Origin of the sequence: Streptomyces asiaticus (genome assembly GCF_018138715.1) — a bacterium.
GTDB lineage: Bacteria > Actinomycetota > Actinomycetes > Streptomycetales > Streptomycetaceae > Streptomyces > Streptomyces asiaticus.
On record NZ_JAGSHX010000006.1, the window covers coordinates 6,836,657 to 6,853,743 of the forward strand.

Here is a 17,087-nt window from a genome sequence, read left to right on the forward strand (position 1 = left end):
ACTCCCTCACGCCCGGTCCGCTACGCGTTCGCCGAGCAGACCCTGTGGCCTGACCAGCAGGACGACGATGAGCAGGGTGAAGGCCCATACGTCCTTCCAGGCACCGCCGCCGAGCTGGTCCATCCCGGGGATGTCCTGGATGTACTTGATGGCCAGGGCCTCGACGATGCCCAGGACGACGCCGCCGAGCATGGCGCCGTAGATGTTGCCGATGCCGCCGAGCACGGCGGCGGTGAACGCCTTGAGACCGGCGATGAAGCCCATCTCGAAGTTGATCTGGCCGTACTTGAGGCCGTGGGAGAGGGCGGCGACGGCGGCGAACGCACCGCCGATGGCGAAGGCCATCACGATGATGCGGTCGGTGTTGATGCCCATGAGTTTGGCGGTGTCGGGGTCCTGCGCGGTGGCCTGCATGGCGCGGCCGGCCCGGCTCTTGGAGACGAACAGCCCCAGGGCGAGCATGCACAGCGGGGCGGCGATGAGGAGGAAGGCGTCGCCGCGCTGGATGTGCAGATTGTCGAGGATCTCGAACGACGATCCCTCGAACTGCGGGAAGCTGCGGGGCTTCTTGGCGTCCGGGTAGAAGGCCCAGACGGCCTGTTGCAGTGCGATGGACAGACCGATCGCGGTGATCAGGGGGGCGAGCCGGGGCCCGCCGCGCAGGGGCCGGTAGGCGAAGCGTTCCGCCGCGGTGGCGATGGCGACCGAGGCGACGATGCCGCCGATCAGCATCAGGGGCAGAGCGAGGGAGAGCGCGGTGCCGCTGGGCAGCCAGATGTAGATGGTGAGGGCCCCGAAGCCCCCGATCATGAAGATCTCGCCATGGGCGAAGTTGATGAGCTGGACGATGCCGTAGACCATGGTGTACCCGATGGCGATCAAGCCGTAGAGGGCGCCAAGGGTCAGGCCGTTGACCAGCGTTTGCGGCAGTTCGTGCACCGCAGGGCCTCCGATGAGCGTGTCGGATATGACGCCGCGCGAGGGCGATGGGTACGCCCTCGCGCGGATTCGTTTCGTGGGTGTGCGATCGCTGCCGGGGATCAGTCCTTGAAGGTCTCGCTCTTCACGGACTTCCAGGCGCCCTTGGTGACCTTGTAGACGGTCAGCTGCTTGTTGGTGGTGTCGCCGTACTGGTCGAAGGAGACCTTGCCGGTGACGCCGTCGAAGGAGACCTTGCCGAGCGCCTCGGTGATCTTGGCGCGGGCGTTGTCCGGGAGCTTGCCGTTGTTGTCCTCGACCACGGCCTTGACGGCCTGGATGATGGCCCAGCCGGCGTCGTAGGAGTAGCCGCCGTAGGCCGCGTACGGGTCCTTGTAGTGCTGGTCCGCGTAGTTCTTCACGAACGTCTTGGCGGAGTCGAGCTGCTCGACCGGGTAGCCGACGGAGGTGGCGAGGTCACCGTCGTTGTTGGTGCCCGAGGCCTTGATGAAGGCGGGGTCGTAGATGCCGTCGCCGCCCATGATCGGGACCTGCGCGCCGGCCTGCTTGACCTGGTCGGACAGCAGACCGCCCTCGGGGTACTGACCGCCGAAGTAGACCGAGTCGGCGCCGGAGGACTTCACCTTGTTGGCGATGCCGGAGAAGTCGGTCTCCTTGACGGTCAGGTGGTCCCGGCCGACGACCTTGCCGCCGAGGCGCTTGAACTCCTCGGCGAAGATGGTGGCGAGGCCGTTGCCGTACGCCTGCTTGTCGTCGATGACGAAGACCTTCCGCTTCTTCGCGTCCTTGTAGTAGTACTGCGCGGCGAAGCGGCCCTGGATGATGTCGGTGGTCGCGGTGCGGAAGTAGGTCTTGAAGGGGCGAGACTTCTTGCCCGAGGCCCAGTCGTCGCCCTGGCTCAGGGCCGGGTTGGTGTTGGCGGGGGAGACCTGGGCGAGGTCGCCTCTGTCGAAGACGCCCTGCATGGACTGGGCGACGCCCGAGTTGAGCGGCCCCACCGCGCCGAGGATGTCCTCGTCGTCGACCATCGAGGTCGCGTTCGCCTTGCCGGAGGAGGGTACGGCCTGGTCGTCGAAGGACTTGACCTTGAAGGTGACCCCGTCCACCTCGTTGTTCTTGTTGGCTACCTTCGCCGCGAGGTCGACGGAGTTCTTGATGCCCTGGCCGAGAGCGGACAGCGAGCCGGTGAGCGGGGCGTCGACACCGATGACCACGGTCGTCTTGCTGTCCTTGCCGCCACTGTCGTTTTTGTCGTCCCGCGACCCGCAGGCGCTGAGAGTGAGGGCGCCCGCGGTGATGGCGGTCGTCATGATGAGCAAGGAACGGTGTCGCACGAGGAATCCTTTCCCTGGCCCCGGCACCCCGGGTTCAGGGGGTGCCGTGTCCTCGCCGGATGAACCTGGAATGGCCGTGTGGGTGCGGCGTACATCCCACGGGGCCGTGACTGGCTGTGACTCTAAGGGCGGGGCGCGACGGGTGGCAGAGGTCCAGGCGATGATGTGACTGTCTTGTTATGACGCGCGTCACCCCGGGATGTCCGTGTAGCGGAACGGAAGGGACGAATAGGGCGCATTTGGACCAACCATTAGGTCCGGATCCTGAGAAGGTGCAGTTCCGCTAAGGAGTGCGGTGCGCTTGTGAACGAAGCGCGGAGGCGCGTGCGCGAAGGGGCGCGGGAAGATCGATTTCGGAGTCGCCGGAGGTGCTGAAAATGCGATCTTATATTGCGTCAGCGTTACGCAGTGTTACGGCCGAGTGTGCGGGTCCGGGGGCGTGGACGGGGTTCCGGAACGGTGTCGGGCCGGTGTCGGGCCGGTGCGGCTCAGGTCGGCGGGCGCCAGTTCTCGGAGCTGTGGGTAGCGCCGTTCGCTGCCGCGCAGCGGCGCTCGGCCAGCCGCTTGATCAGCGCTTTGGCCGCCGGGGTGCCATGCCGCTTCCGCTCGGCGCGTGCGGCCTGGACGATGTCGTCGTAGATCTCGTACTGCTGGTTGGAGAGCCCCTTCTGCTCCCAGTCGAGCCCGGCCCACTGGCTGTCCGCGAGGTCCTGTTCGGCCCAGTAGGAGATGAGGCCGGCGCACAGCCGTACGGGGGAGGTGGCCCGGGGTGTGGCCCGGGGTGTGGGGCCGTGAGGGGCGGGCGTGGACGCCGGGGAGTTACGGGAGTTACCAGAGTCGCGGGAGTCGCCCGAGGGGCCGGAACCGGAGCTGCCGCATCCGGTCATCGTCACGGCGAGTACGAGAGCGCAGCCACAGACGGCGGCGGGCCGGAAACCCGCCCGGGTCGTTGCCCCCATGGAGGGTCACGGTAGACCCGGTCATCCAGGGGGGCAACGGCGATGGCGCCGGGCGTCACGCCCCGGCGCGGTCCTTCGCCTCGGCGATGTCGGCGACGGTCCTGGCCCGCCCGGCGTCGTCGACCTCGCGCAGCAGGCAGGTGAGGCGGGCGGTGCACACCCGCCGGTCCTGCTCATCGCTGATGACGATCTCGTAGGTGGCGGTGGAGCGGCCCCGGTGGACGGGGGTGGCCACACCGGTGACCAGGCCCGAGCGGGCGCCCCGGTGGTGGGTGCAGTTGAGGTCCACGCCGACCGCGATCCGCCCGCTGCCGCCGTGCAGCATCGAGCCGACCGAGCCGAGGGTCTCGGCCAGCACGGCGGAGGCGCCGCCGTGCAGCAGCCCGTACGGCTGGGTGTTGCCCTCCACCGGCATGGTGCCCACGACCCGCTCGGCCGAGGCCTCGAGGATCTGCACACCCATGCGGGTGCCGAGGTGTCCGGCGGAGAACAGCGCGGGAAGATCCACGCCGAGCGCCGCGTACTCGTCGAGTACCTCTTGCGGGAACTTCACGCTGGTCTGCTCGCCCATCGGGACAGGCTCCGTTCGGTTGCTGTGGTGGCCACCTTTGCTTGTGGTGGCCACCTTCTTACCAGGCAACTGAGCAAACGCTTAGGCCGGGGTTGTCTGTTCCAGGCGGACCACCACGGACTTGCTCGCCGGGGTGTTGCTGGTGTCGGCGGTGGCGTCCAGGGGGACCAGGACGTTGGTCTCCGGGTAGTACGAGGCGGCGCAGCCGCGCGCGGTCGGGTAGTGGATCACGCGGAAGCCGGCGGCGCGCCGCTCGGTGCCGTCCTTCCACTCGCCGACCAGGTCGACGTAGGCGCCGTCGGCCAGCCCGAGCTCCCGGGCGTCCTCGGGGTGCACCAGCACCACCCGGCGGCCGTTCTTGACGCCGCGGTAGCGGTCGTCCAGGCCGTAGATGGTGGTGTTGTACTGGTCGTGGGAGCGCAGGGTCTGCAGCAGCAGCCGGCCCTCGGGCGCCTCGGGGTACTCGATGGGGGCCGCCGTGAAGTTGGCCTTACCGGTGGCGGTGGGGAAGCTGCGGCTGTCGCGCGGGGCGTGCGGCAGGGCGAAACCGGAGGGGTCGCTCACCCGGTCGTTGAAGTCCTCGAAACCGGGGATGACGGCGGCGATGCGGTCGCGGACGCGCGCGTAGTCCTGTCCGAACTCCTCCCAGGGGGTGTGGCTCCCGGGGCCCAGCACCCGGCGGGCCATTCGGCAGACGATGGCCGGCTCGGAGAGCAGACGGGGGCTCGCGGGCTCCAGGCGCCCGCGGGAGGCGTGCACCATGCCCATGGAGTCCTCGACGGTGACGAACTGCGGGCCGCTGCCCTGGAGATCGCGCTCGGTGCGGCCGAGGGTGGGCAGGATCAGCGCCCGCGCGCCGGTGACCACATGGGAGCGGTTGAGCTTGGTGGAGACATGGACGGTCAGCCGGGCGGCGCGCATCGCGGCCTCGGTGACCTCGGTGTCGGGGGAGGCCGCCACGAAGTTGCCGCCCATGGCGAAGAAGACCTTGGCCTGGCCGTCGCGCAGGGCGCGGATGGCCCGGACGACGTCGAAGCCGTGCTCGCGGGGCGGGGCGAAGCCGAACTCGCGCTCCAGGGCGTCCAGGAAGGCCGGGGCGGGGCGCTCGAAGATGCCCATGGTGCGGTCGCCCTGCACATTGCTGTGGCCGCGCACCGGGCAGACCCCGGCGCCGGGACGGCCGATGTCGCCGCGCAGCAGCAGGAAGTTGACGACCTCACGGATGGTGGGCACCGAGTGCTTGTGCTGGGTCAGGCCCATCGCCCAGCACACGATGGTGCGCTTCGATTCGAGGACCATGCGCAGGGCGCGGTCGATGTCGGCGCGGTCCAGACCGGTGGCGCGCAGCGTCTCGTCCCAGTCGGCGGCGCGGGCCGCGGCGGCGAACTCCTCGAAGCCGTGGGTGTGTTCGTGGATGAACTCCTCGTCGGTGGCTCCCTCTGTCTCCAGGATGAGCTTGTTGAGGAGGCGGAAGAGGGCCTGGTCGCCGCCGATCCGGATCTGGAGGAAGAGATCGGTGAGCGCGGTGCCGCCACCGGCGATACCGCGGGCGTTCTGCGGGTTCTTGAACCGCTCGAGACCGGCCTCGGGCAGCGGGTTGATGGAGATGATCTTCGCGCCGTTGGCCTTCGCCTTCTCCAGGGCGGAGAGCATGCGCGGGTGGTTGGTGCCCGGGTTCTGCCCGGCCACGACGATCAGGTCGGCCTTGTAGAGGTCCTCGAGCAGCACGCTGCCCTTGCCGACGCCGAGGGTCTCGGTGAGCGCCGAGCCGGACGACTCATGGCACATGTTGGAGCAGTCGGGCAGGTTGTTGGTGCCGAACTCGCGGGCGAAGAGCTGGTAGAGGAAGGCCGCCTCGTTGCTGGTGCGGCCCGAGGTGTAGAAGACCGCCTCGTCGGGGGAGTCGAGCGCGGTCAGCTCGTCGCCGATGATGTCGAAGGCCCGGTCCCAGGACACCGGCTCGTACCGCTCGGCGCCCTCGGGCAGGTACATGGGCTGGGTCAGCCGGCCCTGCTGGCCGAGCCAGTAGCCGCTGCGGTTGGCGAGGTCCGCCACCGGGTGGGCGGCGAAGAAGTCGGGGGTCACCCGGCGGAGGGTGGCCTCCTCGGCGACGGCCTTCGCGCCGTTCTCACAGAACTCGGCCGCATGGCGCTTGTCCGGCTCGGGCCAGGCGCAGCCGGGGCAGTCGAAGCCGTTCTTCTGGTTGACGCGCAGCAGGGTGAGCGCGGTGCGGCGCACGCCCATCTGCTGGTGGGCGATGCGCAGCGAATGCCCCACGGCCGGCAGCCCGGCGGCGGCATGTTGTGGGGGTGTGACCTCGGGCGCGTCCTGGATCGGATCGCCTGCGGGCGGCTTGGCTGCCATGTCGCTCCCCTTGGCTCGAGCGTTGCGGGACCTGTGTGTGGACCTATGGGTCCGATCCTGTCACGGGCCACCGAAAGCCGGGGCGGCGGCCCGGTCCGGCTGTCGGTGGCCCGGCCCGGTCCGGCGGTACGGCCGCTCCGGCCGTGCGGACCGGCTCGGCCTTGCCCTCGGTCCGGTGCGGTCTTGTGTCCTGTCCTGTCCCGTCCGGTCGCCGGGGCGGGAGGCATTGTCGGTGGGGCGTGGCAGGATCGGGGGCGTGGCAGAGAAAGCATCGAAGAAGACCGCAGCGCCCGCGACCGACCGCACCGGGGCAGACCGCCCCCGCCTGCTCCTGCTGGACGGGCATTCCCTGGCATACCGGGCGTTCTTCGCGCTGCCGGCGGAGAACTTCAACACGACCACCGGCCAGACCACCAACGCGATCTACGGCTTCACCTCGATGCTGGCGAACACGCTCCGTGATGAGCAGCCCACGCACCTCGCCGTGGCGTTCGACGTCTCGCGCAAGACCTGGCGCTCCGAGCAGTTCACCGAGTACAAGGCGAACCGCTCCAAGTCCCCCGACGAGTTCAAGGGTCAGGTCGAGCTGATCGGCGAGCTGCTCGACGCCATGAAGATCACGCGCTTCGCGGTGGATGGCTTCGAGGCCGACGATGTGATCGCCACGCTCGCCACCCAGGCCGAGGAGCAGGGCTTCGACGTCCTGATCGTCACCGGCGACCGGGACTCCTTCCAGCTGGTCACCGACCATGTCACGGTGCTCTACCCCACCAAGGGCGTCTCCGAGCTGACCCGGTTCACCCCCGAGAAGGTGCAGGAGAAGTACGGCCTCACCCCGAGCCAGTACCCCGACTTCGCGGCGCTGCGCGGCGACCCGTCGGACAACCTCCCCGGCATCCCGGGCGTCGGCGAGAAGACCGCGGCGAAGTGGATCAATCAGTTCGGCTCCTTCAAGGAGCTGGTGGAGCGGGTCGAGGAGGTCAAGGGGAAGGTCGGCGAGAAGCTCCGCGACCACCTGGAGTCCGTGAAGCTCAACCGCCAGCTGACCGAGCTGGTGCGGGACGTGGAGCTGGCCGTCGGCCCCGAGGGGCTCGAGCGCGCCCCGTACGACCGGGAGGCGCTCGGGGTGATCCTGGACGCGCTGGAGTTCCGCCACCAGAACTTCCGCGACCGGATCATGGCCGTCGACCCGGGCGCGGCGGCGGACGAGCCCGCGGCCACCGAGCCGGGTGTCGCGGTCGACGGGGTGGCGCTGGGCGCGGGCGAGCTCGCCCCCTGGCTGGAGAGCCACCGCGACGCCCCGCTGGGCCTGGCCACCGTCGACACCTGGGCGCTGGGCAGCGGCAGTGTCAGCGAGGTCGCGCTGGCCACCGGCTCCGGCCCCGCCGCCGTCTTCGACCCCTCGCAGCTGGACGAGGCCGACGAGCGGGCGTTCGCCGAGTGGATCGCGGACCCGGACCGCCCCAAGGTGCTGCACAACGCCAAGGGGATCATGCGGGTCTTCGCCGAGCACGGCTGGTCCGTCGCGGGCGTCTCCATGGACACCGCCCTCGCCGCCTATCTGGTCAAGCCCGGCCGCCGCTCCTTCGAGCTGGACGCCCTGTCGGTGGAGTACCTGGGCCGTGAGCTGTCCCCGGCGGCGGCCGCGGACGGCGGACAGCTGGCCTTCGGCGCCGATGAGGAGGCCGAGCGGGACGCCCTGATGATCAAGGCGCGGACCATCCTGGACCTGGGCGAGGCCTTCGACGGCCGGCTCAAGGACGTGGGCGCGGCCGGGCTGCTGCACGACATGGAGCTGCCCGTCTCCGAGCTGCTGGCCCGGATGGAGCGGTCGGGCATCGCCGCCGACCGCGGCTGGCTGGAGCGCATGGAGCAGCAGTTCGCGGCCGCCGTGCAGCACGCCGTGAAGGAGGCCCACGACGCGGTGGGCCATGAGTTCAACCTCGGCTCGCCCAAGCAGCTCCAGGAGGTGCTCTTCGGCGAGCTGGGCCTGCCCAAGACCAAGAAGACCAAGACCGGGTACACCACGGACGCCGACGCGCTGGCCTGGCTGGCCGCGCAGACCGACCACGAGCTCCCGGTGATCATGCTGCGCCACCGTGAGCAGGCGCGGCTGCGCTCCACCGTCGAGGGCCTGATCAAGACCATCGCCCCCGGCGGCCGCATCCACACCTCCTTCAACCAGACCGTGGCGGCCACCGGCCGGCTCTCCTCCACCGACCCCAATCTCCAGAACATCCCGGTGCGCACCGACGAGGGCCGGGCGATCCGGCGCGGCTTCGTCGTCGGCGACGGCTTCGAGTCGCTGATGACCGCCGACTACAGCCAGATCGAGCTGCGCGTCATGGCCCATCTCTCCGAGGACGAGGGCCTGATCGAGGCGTTCACCTCCGGTGAGGACCTGCACACCACGGTCGCCTCCCAGGTCTTCTCCGTCGACAAGTCGGCGGTCGACCCGGAGATGCGCCGCAAGATCAAGGCCATGTCCTACGGGCTGGCGTACGGCCTGTCCGCGTTCGGCCTCTCCCAGCAGCTGGGCATCACCCCCGACGAGGCCCGCAAGCTGATGGAGAACTTCTTCGAGCGGTTCGGCGGGGTGCGCGACTATCTCCAGCGGGTCGTCGAGGAGGCGCGCGCCACCGGCTATACGGAGACCATGCTCGGCCGCCGCCGCTATCTGCCGGACCTCACCAGCGACAACCGCCAGCGCCGCGAGATGGCCGAGCGGATGGCGCTCAACGCCCCGATCCAGGGCACCGCCGCCGACATCGTGAAGATCGCGATGCTCAAGGTGGACGCGGCGTTGACGAAGGAGAAACTCTCGTCGCGGATGCTGTTGCAGGTCCACGACGAAATCGTGCTGGAGATCGCCCCCGGTGAGCGGGAGCGGGTGGAGGAGCTGGTGCGCCGGGAGATGATGGGCGCCTTCCAGCTCAGCGCTCCGCTGGACGTATCGGTAGGATCCGGTGCGGACTGGGAGTCCGCGGCTCACTGAGAGTTCGCCCGATGCGGTGTTTGCGCCGGTAGCTGCGGGCCATAAGTTGTCGTAGTGTCACCAGAGTTGACGCGCCGGGGGAGCGCATGGTGTTCGACGGGAGGGACACACGGATGGCACCGCTAATCGGCCGACGACTGCGCAAGGGGGCGGCCACGACAGCGGTGGCGGCGGCCGCGATGGCCGCCCTCACCGCGTCCCAGGCGCCGGGATTCGCCAATTCCGACCATGGCGACCGGAACCGGGAGCAGCGGGCGGGTGAGTCGCCGGCGCCGGACGACAACACCCCCATAGACGGTGGTTCCTCGTACCACACCGATCTGCCACCCCTGGTCACCCCCGACAAGCCGGGCTCCTCGATCGATCTGCCCGGGCTCCCCGGGGGCAGCAGCACCAAGCCCGAGGCGGGCATCCCCGCGAGCGTCCTCGCCGCCTACAAGAAGGCGGAAGCGGCCCTGAGGGAGTCCAACCCCGGCTGCAATCTGCCCTGGGAGCTGCTCGCCGCGATCGGCAAGGTCGAGTCCGGCCAGGCCGGCGGCGGCAATGTGGGCGCCGACGGCACCACCGTCTCGCCCATCCTCGGCCCGGTTCTGAACGGCGACGGCTTCGCCCTGATCAAGGACACCGACGGCGGTGCCTACGACGGCGACAGTCAGCATGACCGGGCGGTCGGCCCCATGCAGTTCATCCCGTCCACCTGGGCCGACTGGGGCCGGGACGGCAATGGCGACGGCGAGAAGGACCCCAACAACGTCTATGACGCCGCCCTCGCCGCGGGCAGCTACCTCTGCGCGGACGGCCGCGACCTGTCCGTCAAGGCCGATCTGGACCGCGCGATCCTCGGCTACAACCACTCGCGGGAGTACCTGAACACCGTCCTGTCGTGGTTCGAGTACTACAAGCGCGGCACCCATGAGGTCCCCGACGGCACCGGTGTGATCCCCTCGGGGAACGACTCCGGCTCGGGCTCGGGCGACAAGGGCAAGGACTCGGGCAAGAACCCGGGGAAGGGCGGCGACAAGGGCAAGGAGAACAACGCCCACACCCTGCCCAAGCCCAACGACACGCCCGACACCACCACCCCGACCCCGCCGACCGGTGACAACTCCGGCACGCCCGGCAACCCCGGCACCGGGTCCCCGACCACTCCGCCGTCCACCCCGAGCGGCACCAGCAAGCTCACCACCGTTGGCGCGAAGGAGCTGTCCGCCACCGCGGGCACCGGGTTCGACCGGTCGCCGCGCGTCAAGGCCGTGGACACCGCGGGCAAACCGGTGGCCGACGCCAAGGTGCGGTACGAGATCCTCGGTGACACCGACACGCGCTTCCTCGGCCTGGTCAAGTCCGCCACCGTGCTGACCGCCGCCGATGGCACCGCCACCGCGCCGAAGCTGCGCGCGGGCGAGAAGACCGGCACCTTCACCGTGCGCGCCACCGCCGTGGGGCGGGAGGCCGCCCCGGTCGAGTTCACCGCCACCGTCAAGGCCCGGCCCGTGCCGCAGGCCGACGCGCTGGCCCGGATCGGCGACAAGAAGTTCACGGCCCGGACCGGCGACTCCTTCGCCGACCTGCTCACCGTCAAGGCCACCAACAAGGGCAAGGTCATGGCGGATGTCCCGGTGACCGCCACCATGATCACGTCGGCGAAGGACCCGAAACCCAGCGACAAGGGGCCCTACTTCCTGGACGACAAGGGCAAGCCGGTGCGCACCCTGGCCGCCCTGAAGACCAATGACCTCGGCCGGCTCACGCTGCCGAAGATCCTCACCGATGACCAGGCGGGCACCTTCCTGCTCCGCCTCACCGCCGAGGGCGGCGCCGTCCTGGACATCGAGCTGACGGTCACCAAGGCCCCCGCCTCGTAGCCAGGAGCCCCTCACACAGCCCGCCGCACCGCCCCTGAGCCCCCACCGGGCCCAGGGGCGGTGTGATGCTTTCACGCCTTCGTGTTCTCATCTGCGGCCCCCGTTGCTACGGTGCCCCATCCCTGACGAAGCGTCAGGCAGCGCCTCGTACCGACCACGAGGAGGCCCCGTATGCGTGCCCTCACCGCCGCCGCGATCGGACTCGCCGCCGCCCTCGCCATCGTTCTCACGATGACGGCCATCGGCGCCCCCAGCGGTGAGACCTCCCCGGAACCCCTGCTCACCACCGTCCCCAAGCACCCCTGAGGGAGGGACATCCGCCATGCGCCGCAGAGCAAGTCTGGTGCTGCTGGCCTTCGCCGTCTTCTTCGCCGCACTCGCGCCGCTGCTGCGCTGGTACGCCTATCCCCGGCTGGCCAAGATCCCGCCCAGTGAGTACCAGACGGCCGTGATGGAGGCCGGCCCGGCCACACTGCTCGACTACGGCACCATGAAGCCCCGCACCGTCCCCAAGGTCAGCATCGTGCAGACCCTGCGCGGCAATGTGCCCGCCGCGAAGAAGGTCGGGAAGGCGACCGGGCGCGATGTCGTCGTCTGGGACACCCTGTCGTATGTGGCCGGGCCCGACGGCAAGATGGTCTCCAAGATCCCCGAGCGCTATGTCTTCGACGCCCACTCCCAGGACCCGGTGCACGCGGGCGGCGAACACGTCGACGGGGACGCGGTGCGCCGCGACGGCATCGAGTACAAGTGGCCGTTCCTCACCGAGAAGCGCGACTACCGCTACTTCGACGCCCAGACCCGCACCTCCGCCCCCATCCACTACAAGGGCACCCGCGACTTCCGCGGTCTGGAGGTCTACTACTTCGAGCAGACCATCCCCTGGACCAAGGTGCCGCTGCCCAAGACCATGCCGGTCAACGGCGTCACCCCCGAGACCGTCCGCAAGGCCGGCACCTCCCGCTGGTACAGCACCAAGCGGATGTTCTGGGTCGAGCCCACCACGGGCGCCCCGGTCAACGGGCAGGAGATCCACAAGGAGGAGCTGCGCGGCGGCACACTGCTGGGCGACCGCGACCGGGTGACCGTCTTCTCCGGCCATGTGAAGATGCGCGAGGACTACATCCGGCACACGGTGGACATGGTCAAGTCCCAGCGCCAGCTGGTCCTGCTGCTCACGGCCTATCTGCCGTGGGGCTTCCTGATCCTGGGGCTCGCCCTGCTCGCGCTCGCGCTGCTGCTGGAGGCGCGCGCCCGCGGGGCGCGCCCGCCGGCGGCCCCGGCGGCGCCGACCGCGTTGTCAGTGGCGGGCCGTAGCGTATGACCATGCCAGTGAACAGCTGCGTCCCCGGTCCCGAGCTCATCGGCCACATCGCCGACTTGGCGCGCCTGGAGTGGACCCCGGGCGCCACGGCGGCCGCCGCGAAGCGCTTCGGCTGGGTGCCCGACGGCTCCCGCACGTCCTCGTACGCCACCAACACCGGGCACTATGTCCTCCCGGAGTGGTTCGGCGGGCCCGACGACGCGGACACCGAATGCATGATCCCGTTCTGTTACTACTACGAACCGGACGACTTCGACGCGGAGTTGCAGGCCGACGGGCTCAGCGGCAATGTCGACTGGCTCGCCGGATACCACTCCGGCGACCCCGGCTGGGTCTTCGACCGCGAGGCCGACCGCTCCGGCTTCGACGGCCGGTGGCGCGCCGCGGTGGACGGCTTCAGCGAGCGCCTGGGCGAGCCGGAGACCGTGGTGCGGGACGAGAAGGGCGACCACCCGTGGAACTACGCGGCGTGGCGCTGCGGCGGCAATGCGGTGGTGGTCGGCCAGTGCGTCGACAACGGCTCGTACATGACCTTCGAGCAGGCGCTCATATGGGTGGGGCCGCACCCCGTGGACGAGCCGTTTCCGACGGGGGAGCAGTTCGCCCTGAGGCTGGAGTGCTGACTGGGGTTCGAGCGCTGAGGGAGCCGGGGTGCTGAGCGGGGTGCTGGGCGGGCCGGGGTGCTGGGCCCCCGCGGCCGTCGCGTCAACATCCGTCCTCGCGATTCGCTCGTGGTGGCCAAGCCGGTAGTGATCAGGGTGAGGGCGTGGCTAGCATGCCGCCCATGCCTGGCATCACGATTGAGTTCACCGAGCAGGAGCTGGCCGAGCTGCGTGCCGAGGCGAGGGAGAAGGGCGTCGAGATCAAGCGGCTGGCGCACGACATACTGACCGAGGACGTGGTGCGGCGGCGTCAGAAGCAGCGCTTCGTCGAGGGCGCCGTGAAGTTCGCCCTGGCCTACAAGGCCGAGTTCGAGCGGGAGTTCCCGCACGGCATGCGGTGATCCTGTACGTTGACGCCGGTTGGGTGCTGAACGTCCAGGTCGAGGTCTCCCCGGTGAACACCCCGGTCCGGGACTGGGGTGCGCTGCACTGCATGACCGAGCGCCACCGCTACGAGCGGTTCGCGGGCGAGCCCTACTACGAGGAGGCCGCCGCCCGCGCCGCGACCTTTCTGCACACCTCACTGATTCTCGAGCCGTTCTCCGACTACAACGCCACGATCGGCGCGGCCTGCGCGCAGATGTACATGGAGGAGTCCGGAGAGCCGATCGCGCCGCCGCCGGGCGCCATGGTCAAACTGGTCCGCGACATACGGGAGATCAGCGCCTTCCGCCTCGGCGAAACCGCCCGCCGCTTGCGCGCTTGGGCCGACTGATCCCGACGGATACGCTGCGCTGCTCACTGCGTACCGGGTTTCCTACCGGGTCCCGGCTTACCGCGTCGCGCGGCCCGCTCCCGCACGTGTCCTACGGCGTCCCCGTCTTACTGCGCCACGCGGCCCACTGCGTCCCGTCGTCCCGCTGCGCCGCGCATCCCCTGGGCGGTGCGCCTCCTGAGTGGCGCGGCCCCTTGGCTGCGTGCCCCAGCGTCCCAGCGCCCCAGCGCCCCACGCGTCCTACGCGTCCTACGGCGTCGCCCCGCCATCCCACTGCGCCACGCAGACCACCGTGCAACGCGGCCCCTGCCTCCCGCGACTCACAGGGCCGCCGCGGCCCACTGCGTCCCGTTGTCCTCATACGCCGCGCACCTCCGGAGCGGCACGCTTCCCGAGCGGCGCGGCCTCCAGTAGCGGCGCGGCCCGCTTGGCCGTGTGCCCCGGCGCACCAGGGGTCCTACGGCCCCCTGTCGTCCCACTGCGCCGCGTGGCCCACCGCGCCCCGTGGTTCAACTGCGCGACCTCTCGGCCGCATTGCTCAGCGGCGGGTGTTGGTGCGGCGGGTTGGTTGGGCCGTGGTCGGGTCCTCGGGCCAGGGGTGCTTGGGGTATCGGCCGCGCAGTTCGGCGCGGACCGAGCGATAGCCGTCCTTCCAGAAGGACGCCAGATCGGCGGTGACCGCGGCCGGACGTCCCGCCGGGGACAGCAGGTGGATCAGCAGCGGCACCCGGCCGCCCGCGATCCGGGGGGCCTCCTGCCAGCCGAACAGCTCCTGGAGCTTCACCGCCAGCACGGGCCGCTCCGCGCCGTAGTCCACCCGCACCCGCGAGCCGCTCGGCACCTCGATCCGCTCCGGCGCCAGCTCCTCGAACCGCACCGCCTCGCCCGTGGCCCACGGCATCAGCCGGGCCAGCGCCTGTCCGGCGTCCACCCGCCCCAGATCGGCGCGCCCGCGGGCCCGGGCCAGCTCCGTCCCGAGCCAGTCGTCCGCGCGGTCCAGCAGCGCCTCGTCGGAGACATCCGGCCAGGCCCCGCCCACCTCCCGGTGGAGGAACGCCATCCGCTGCCGGACCGCCGTGGCCTGCGCCGACCAGCGCAGCAGCCCCGTGCCCTCGCGGCGCAGTCCCTCCAGCAGAGCCCGTCGCACCAGCTCCGGATCGGGGTCGGCCAGCGGCCGGGACACCAGCTCGATGGCGCCGAGCCGGGCCACCCGCCGGGCCAGGACGTTTCCGTCGGCCCAGCGCACCTCCTCGCCCTCCGAGGCCAGCGCCGCGGCCGCCGCCCGGGCGGTGTCCTCGTCGGTCACCGCCGCGAGCCGTACCCGCGCCGACGCGGAGGTCACCGGCCGGTCCGCGACGGCCACCGCGAGCCACGGCGCCCCGCCCAGCCGTGAGCCGTCGCCCAGCTCCGCGCCCGTACCGGCGGCCATGAGGTACGCCCGCTCGCCGCGCCGCCGGGCCACCCGCTCCGGGAACGCCAGCGCGGCCACCATCCCCGCCACGGCGTCATCGCCGCGCGGACCGTCTCCGCCACGGGCCGGGCCGCCATCGCCGCCGCGCGGGCCACCGCCACGTGCCGGACCGCCACTGCGGTGCGCCGGGCCGCCATCGCCGCCGCGCGTCCTGTCGCCATCGCGCACGCGACCGCCATCGCCGTGCGCCGGACCGTCCCGGCCCGGCGCCGGACCTGCACCGCCCCGCCCGCCGTCCGGACTCGAGGTCCCCGCGGTGGTCAGGGCCCGTTCGAGCCGCCGGGCCTCCTGGCGCCAGCGGGCGGCGTAGGGGTCGCCGCCGTGGCGGGCGGTGCGCCAGGCGGCCGCGAGGTCGTCGCCGTACTCCCTCGGGGGCTCCTCGCTCAGCAGGGCCACCACCTCGGCCGCCCGGCGCGTGCCGACCTCCTTCGCGCCGTCGATGAGCGCCCGCGCGAGGCGGGGGTGGAGGCCGAGACGGGCCATCCGGGTGCCGCGTTCGGTGGCCCGTCCGGCGGCGTCCACGGCCCCGATCGCGGTCAGCGTCTCGCGCGCGGCTGCCATCGCCCCCGCGGGCGGCGGATCGAGCAGGGCCAGCCCGGAGGCGTCCGGATCGCCCCAGCGCGCCGTCTGGAGCGCGAAGGCCGTAAGGTCCGCACCGGCGATCTCGGGGGACGGGAAACGCGGCAGCCGGGCGTCCTCCGCCTCCGGCCAGCAGCGGTAGACCACCCCGGGCGCCTCGCGCCCCGCACGGCCGGCGCGCTGCCGGGCGGCGGCCCGTGACGCCCTTACGGTCGTCAGCGCGCTCAGCCCGCGTGCGTGGTCCATCCGGGGTTCACGCGCCAGCCCGCAGTCCACGACGATCCGCACGCCCGGCACGGTCAGACTCGACTCGGCGACCGAGGTGGCCAGCACCACCCGCCGCCGTCCGCCGTCCGCCCCCGCGAGCACCGCCTCCTGTACGGCGGCCGGCGCCCGCCCGTGCACCTGGAGGACCTCCGCGTCGGCGAGCCCGCCCAGCTTCCCGGCCACCCGGGCGATCTCCCCGACGCCCGGCAGGAAGCAGAGCACATCGCCCTCCCGCTCGCGCAGCGCCCGCCGCACCACGGCCGCGACATGGTCCAGCAGGGCGGGGTCCACCCGCATCCCGTGCGGCGGCCTTACGGGGCGCTCGGGCGGCGCCCACACCACCTCCACCGGATGGGAGACCCCCGGTGCCGAGACGACCGGCGCGGGCTCCCCAGGGCCCTCACCGCCGTCCACCCCGCCGTCACCGTCGCCATTCCCGCCGTCGTCGTCACCGCGGCCATTCCCGCCGTCGCCGCCATCCCCGCCGTCGCCGAGCAGCCGTGCCCAGCCCTCCGCGTCCGTGGTCGCCGAGGCGGCGATCAGCCGGAGGTCGGGGCGCAGGGCGGCCCGGACGTCCAGCAGGAAGGCGGCGGCCGTGTCCGCGTCCAGATGGCGCTCATGGCATTCGTCGAGCACGACCGCGTCGACGCCGGCCAGCTCCTGATCGCGTTGCAGCCTTTGCAACAGCACCCCGGTCGTGACCACCTCGACCACGGTCCCGGGCCCGGCCTGCCGCTCCCCGCGCACGGTGAAGCCGACCCGGCCGCCCGGCCGCTCGCCCAGCAGCCACGCCATCCGCCGCGCGGCGGCCCGCGCCGCGATCCGCCGCGGCTCGGCCACCAGTACCCGCCGCACCGGTCCGCCGCCCACCAGCCCGGCGAGCACCAGCGGCACCAGCGTCGTCTTACCGGTCCCCGGGGGCGCGCACAGCACGGCGACCCCTCGGTCGTCGAGCGCGCGCAGCAGCTCGGGCACGGCTTCGCGTACGGGAAGGCGGTCCAGGGCTTCGGCACGCACGGCCGCGGGGTCGGTCAACGCGGGC

Annotated in this window: 13 protein-coding genes; 7 read left to right on the forward strand and 6 right to left on the reverse strand. The window is 71.4% G+C overall.

What is annotated here, in order from left to right; genetic code table 11:
- Nucleotides 1-6: 6 nt before the first annotated feature.
- The 5 genes from KHP12_RS36990 to KHP12_RS37010 form a co-directional block, all read right to left on the reverse strand.
- Nucleotides 7-939: a branched-chain amino acid ABC transporter permease gene (locus KHP12_RS36990; protein WP_037948794.1), complete on the reverse strand. Its 933-nt coding sequence runs from the start codon at nucleotides 937-939 to the stop codon at nucleotides 7-9.
- A 101-nt stretch (nucleotides 940-1,040) separates the two neighbouring features.
- Nucleotides 1,041-2,273, reverse strand: coding sequence for a branched-chain amino acid ABC transporter substrate-binding protein (locus KHP12_RS36995; protein WP_210609174.1), 1,233 nt, complete (start codon nucleotides 2,271-2,273; stop codon nucleotides 1,041-1,043).
- A gap of 488 nt (nucleotides 2,274-2,761) precedes the next feature.
- The gene (locus KHP12_RS37000; protein ID WP_211834131.1) at nucleotides 2,762-3,232 is read right to left on the reverse strand and encodes a hypothetical protein; all 471 of its coding nucleotides are present in this window, start codon (nucleotides 3,230-3,232) and stop codon (nucleotides 2,762-2,764) included.
- Between the two features lie 55 nt (nucleotides 3,233-3,287).
- Nucleotides 3,288-3,803 (reverse strand): hotdog fold thioesterase, encoded by a 516-nt coding sequence (locus tag KHP12_RS37005; protein ID WP_086883738.1) that lies wholly within the window; start codon nucleotides 3,801-3,803, stop codon nucleotides 3,288-3,290.
- Nucleotides 3,804-3,884: 81 nt separating this feature from the next.
- The gene (locus tag KHP12_RS37010; protein ID WP_211834132.1) at nucleotides 3,885-6,167 is read right to left on the reverse strand and encodes an FdhF/YdeP family oxidoreductase; all 2,283 of its coding nucleotides are present in this window, start codon (nucleotides 6,165-6,167) and stop codon (nucleotides 3,885-3,887) included.
- 256 nt (nucleotides 6,168-6,423) lie between these two features.
- Between KHP12_RS37010 and polA the strand changes: the two genes are divergently transcribed.
- From polA to KHP12_RS37045, 7 genes are all read left to right on the forward strand, one after another.
- On the forward strand, nucleotides 6,424-9,162 hold the full coding sequence (polA, locus tag KHP12_RS37015; RefSeq protein ID WP_211834133.1) for a DNA polymerase I: 2,739 nt from the start codon (nucleotides 6,424-6,426) through the stop codon (nucleotides 9,160-9,162).
- 113 nt (nucleotides 9,163-9,275) lie between these two features.
- Nucleotides 9,276-11,027, forward strand: a complete 1,752-nt coding sequence (locus tag KHP12_RS37020) for a lytic murein transglycosylase (RefSeq protein ID WP_211834134.1) — start codon at nucleotides 9,276-9,278, stop codon at nucleotides 11,025-11,027.
- Between the two features lie 171 nt (nucleotides 11,028-11,198).
- Nucleotides 11,199-11,333 carry an SPW_0924 family protein gene (locus KHP12_RS37025; protein WP_107471900.1) on the forward strand — a complete coding sequence of 45 codons (135 nt, stop codon included), beginning with the start codon at nucleotides 11,199-11,201 and terminating at the stop codon, nucleotides 11,331-11,333.
- Nucleotides 11,334-11,349: 16 nt separating this feature from the next.
- Entirely contained in the window at nucleotides 11,350-12,351 is a 1,002-nt protein-coding gene (gene pgfA / locus KHP12_RS37030; protein WP_210609171.1) for a cell envelope lipid trafficking protein PgfA, read from the forward strand.
- 2 nt (nucleotides 12,352-12,353) lie between these two features.
- On the forward strand, nucleotides 12,354-12,974 hold the full coding sequence (locus tag KHP12_RS37035; protein ID WP_240812538.1) for a hypothetical protein: 621 nt from the start codon (nucleotides 12,354-12,356) through the stop codon (nucleotides 12,972-12,974).
- 161 nt (nucleotides 12,975-13,135) lie between these two features.
- A complete protein-coding gene (locus KHP12_RS37040) occupies nucleotides 13,136-13,354 on the forward strand; it encodes a hypothetical protein (RefSeq protein WP_037949729.1) in 219 nt (72 codons plus the stop codon).
- A 23-nt stretch (nucleotides 13,355-13,377) separates the two neighbouring features.
- Complete coding sequence (locus KHP12_RS37045) at nucleotides 13,378-13,728, forward strand: hypothetical protein (RefSeq protein WP_244202952.1); 351 nt, start codon at nucleotides 13,378-13,380, stop codon at nucleotides 13,726-13,728.
- A gap of 538 nt (nucleotides 13,729-14,266) precedes the next feature.
- Here KHP12_RS37045 and KHP12_RS37050 read toward each other — a convergent pair.
- Complete coding sequence (locus tag KHP12_RS37050) at nucleotides 14,267-17,080, reverse strand: ATP-dependent RNA helicase (RefSeq protein ID WP_211834135.1); 2,814 nt, start codon at nucleotides 17,078-17,080, stop codon at nucleotides 14,267-14,269.
- Between the last annotated feature and the right edge of the window lie 7 nt (nucleotides 17,081-17,087).

Bases quoted from the DNA above. Each gene is read 5' to 3' on its own strand.
- KHP12_RS37000 (WP_211834131.1), bottom strand. From the start codon at position 3,232: ATGGGGGCAACGACCCGGGCGGGTTTCCGGCCCGCCGCCGTCTGTGGC.
- KHP12_RS37005 (WP_086883738.1), bottom strand. From the start codon at position 3,803: ATGGGCGAGCAGACCAGCGTGAAGTTCCCGCAAGAGGTACTCGACGAG.
- KHP12_RS37010 (WP_211834132.1), bottom strand. From the start codon at position 6,167: ATGGCAGCCAAGCCGCCCGCAGGCGATCCGATCCAGGACGCGCCCGAG.
- KHP12_RS37020 (WP_211834134.1), top strand. From the start codon at position 9,276: ATGGCACCGCTAATCGGCCGACGACTGCGCAAGGGGGCGGCCACGACA.
- KHP12_RS37025 (WP_107471900.1), top strand. From the start codon at position 11,199: ATGCGTGCCCTCACCGCCGCCGCGATCGGACTCGCCGCCGCCCTCGCC.
- pgfA (WP_210609171.1), top strand. From the start codon at position 11,350: ATGCGCCGCAGAGCAAGTCTGGTGCTGCTGGCCTTCGCCGTCTTCTTC.
- KHP12_RS37035 (WP_240812538.1), top strand. From the start codon at position 12,354: ATGCCAGTGAACAGCTGCGTCCCCGGTCCCGAGCTCATCGGCCACATC.
- KHP12_RS37040 (WP_037949729.1), top strand. From the start codon at position 13,136: ATGCCTGGCATCACGATTGAGTTCACCGAGCAGGAGCTGGCCGAGCTG.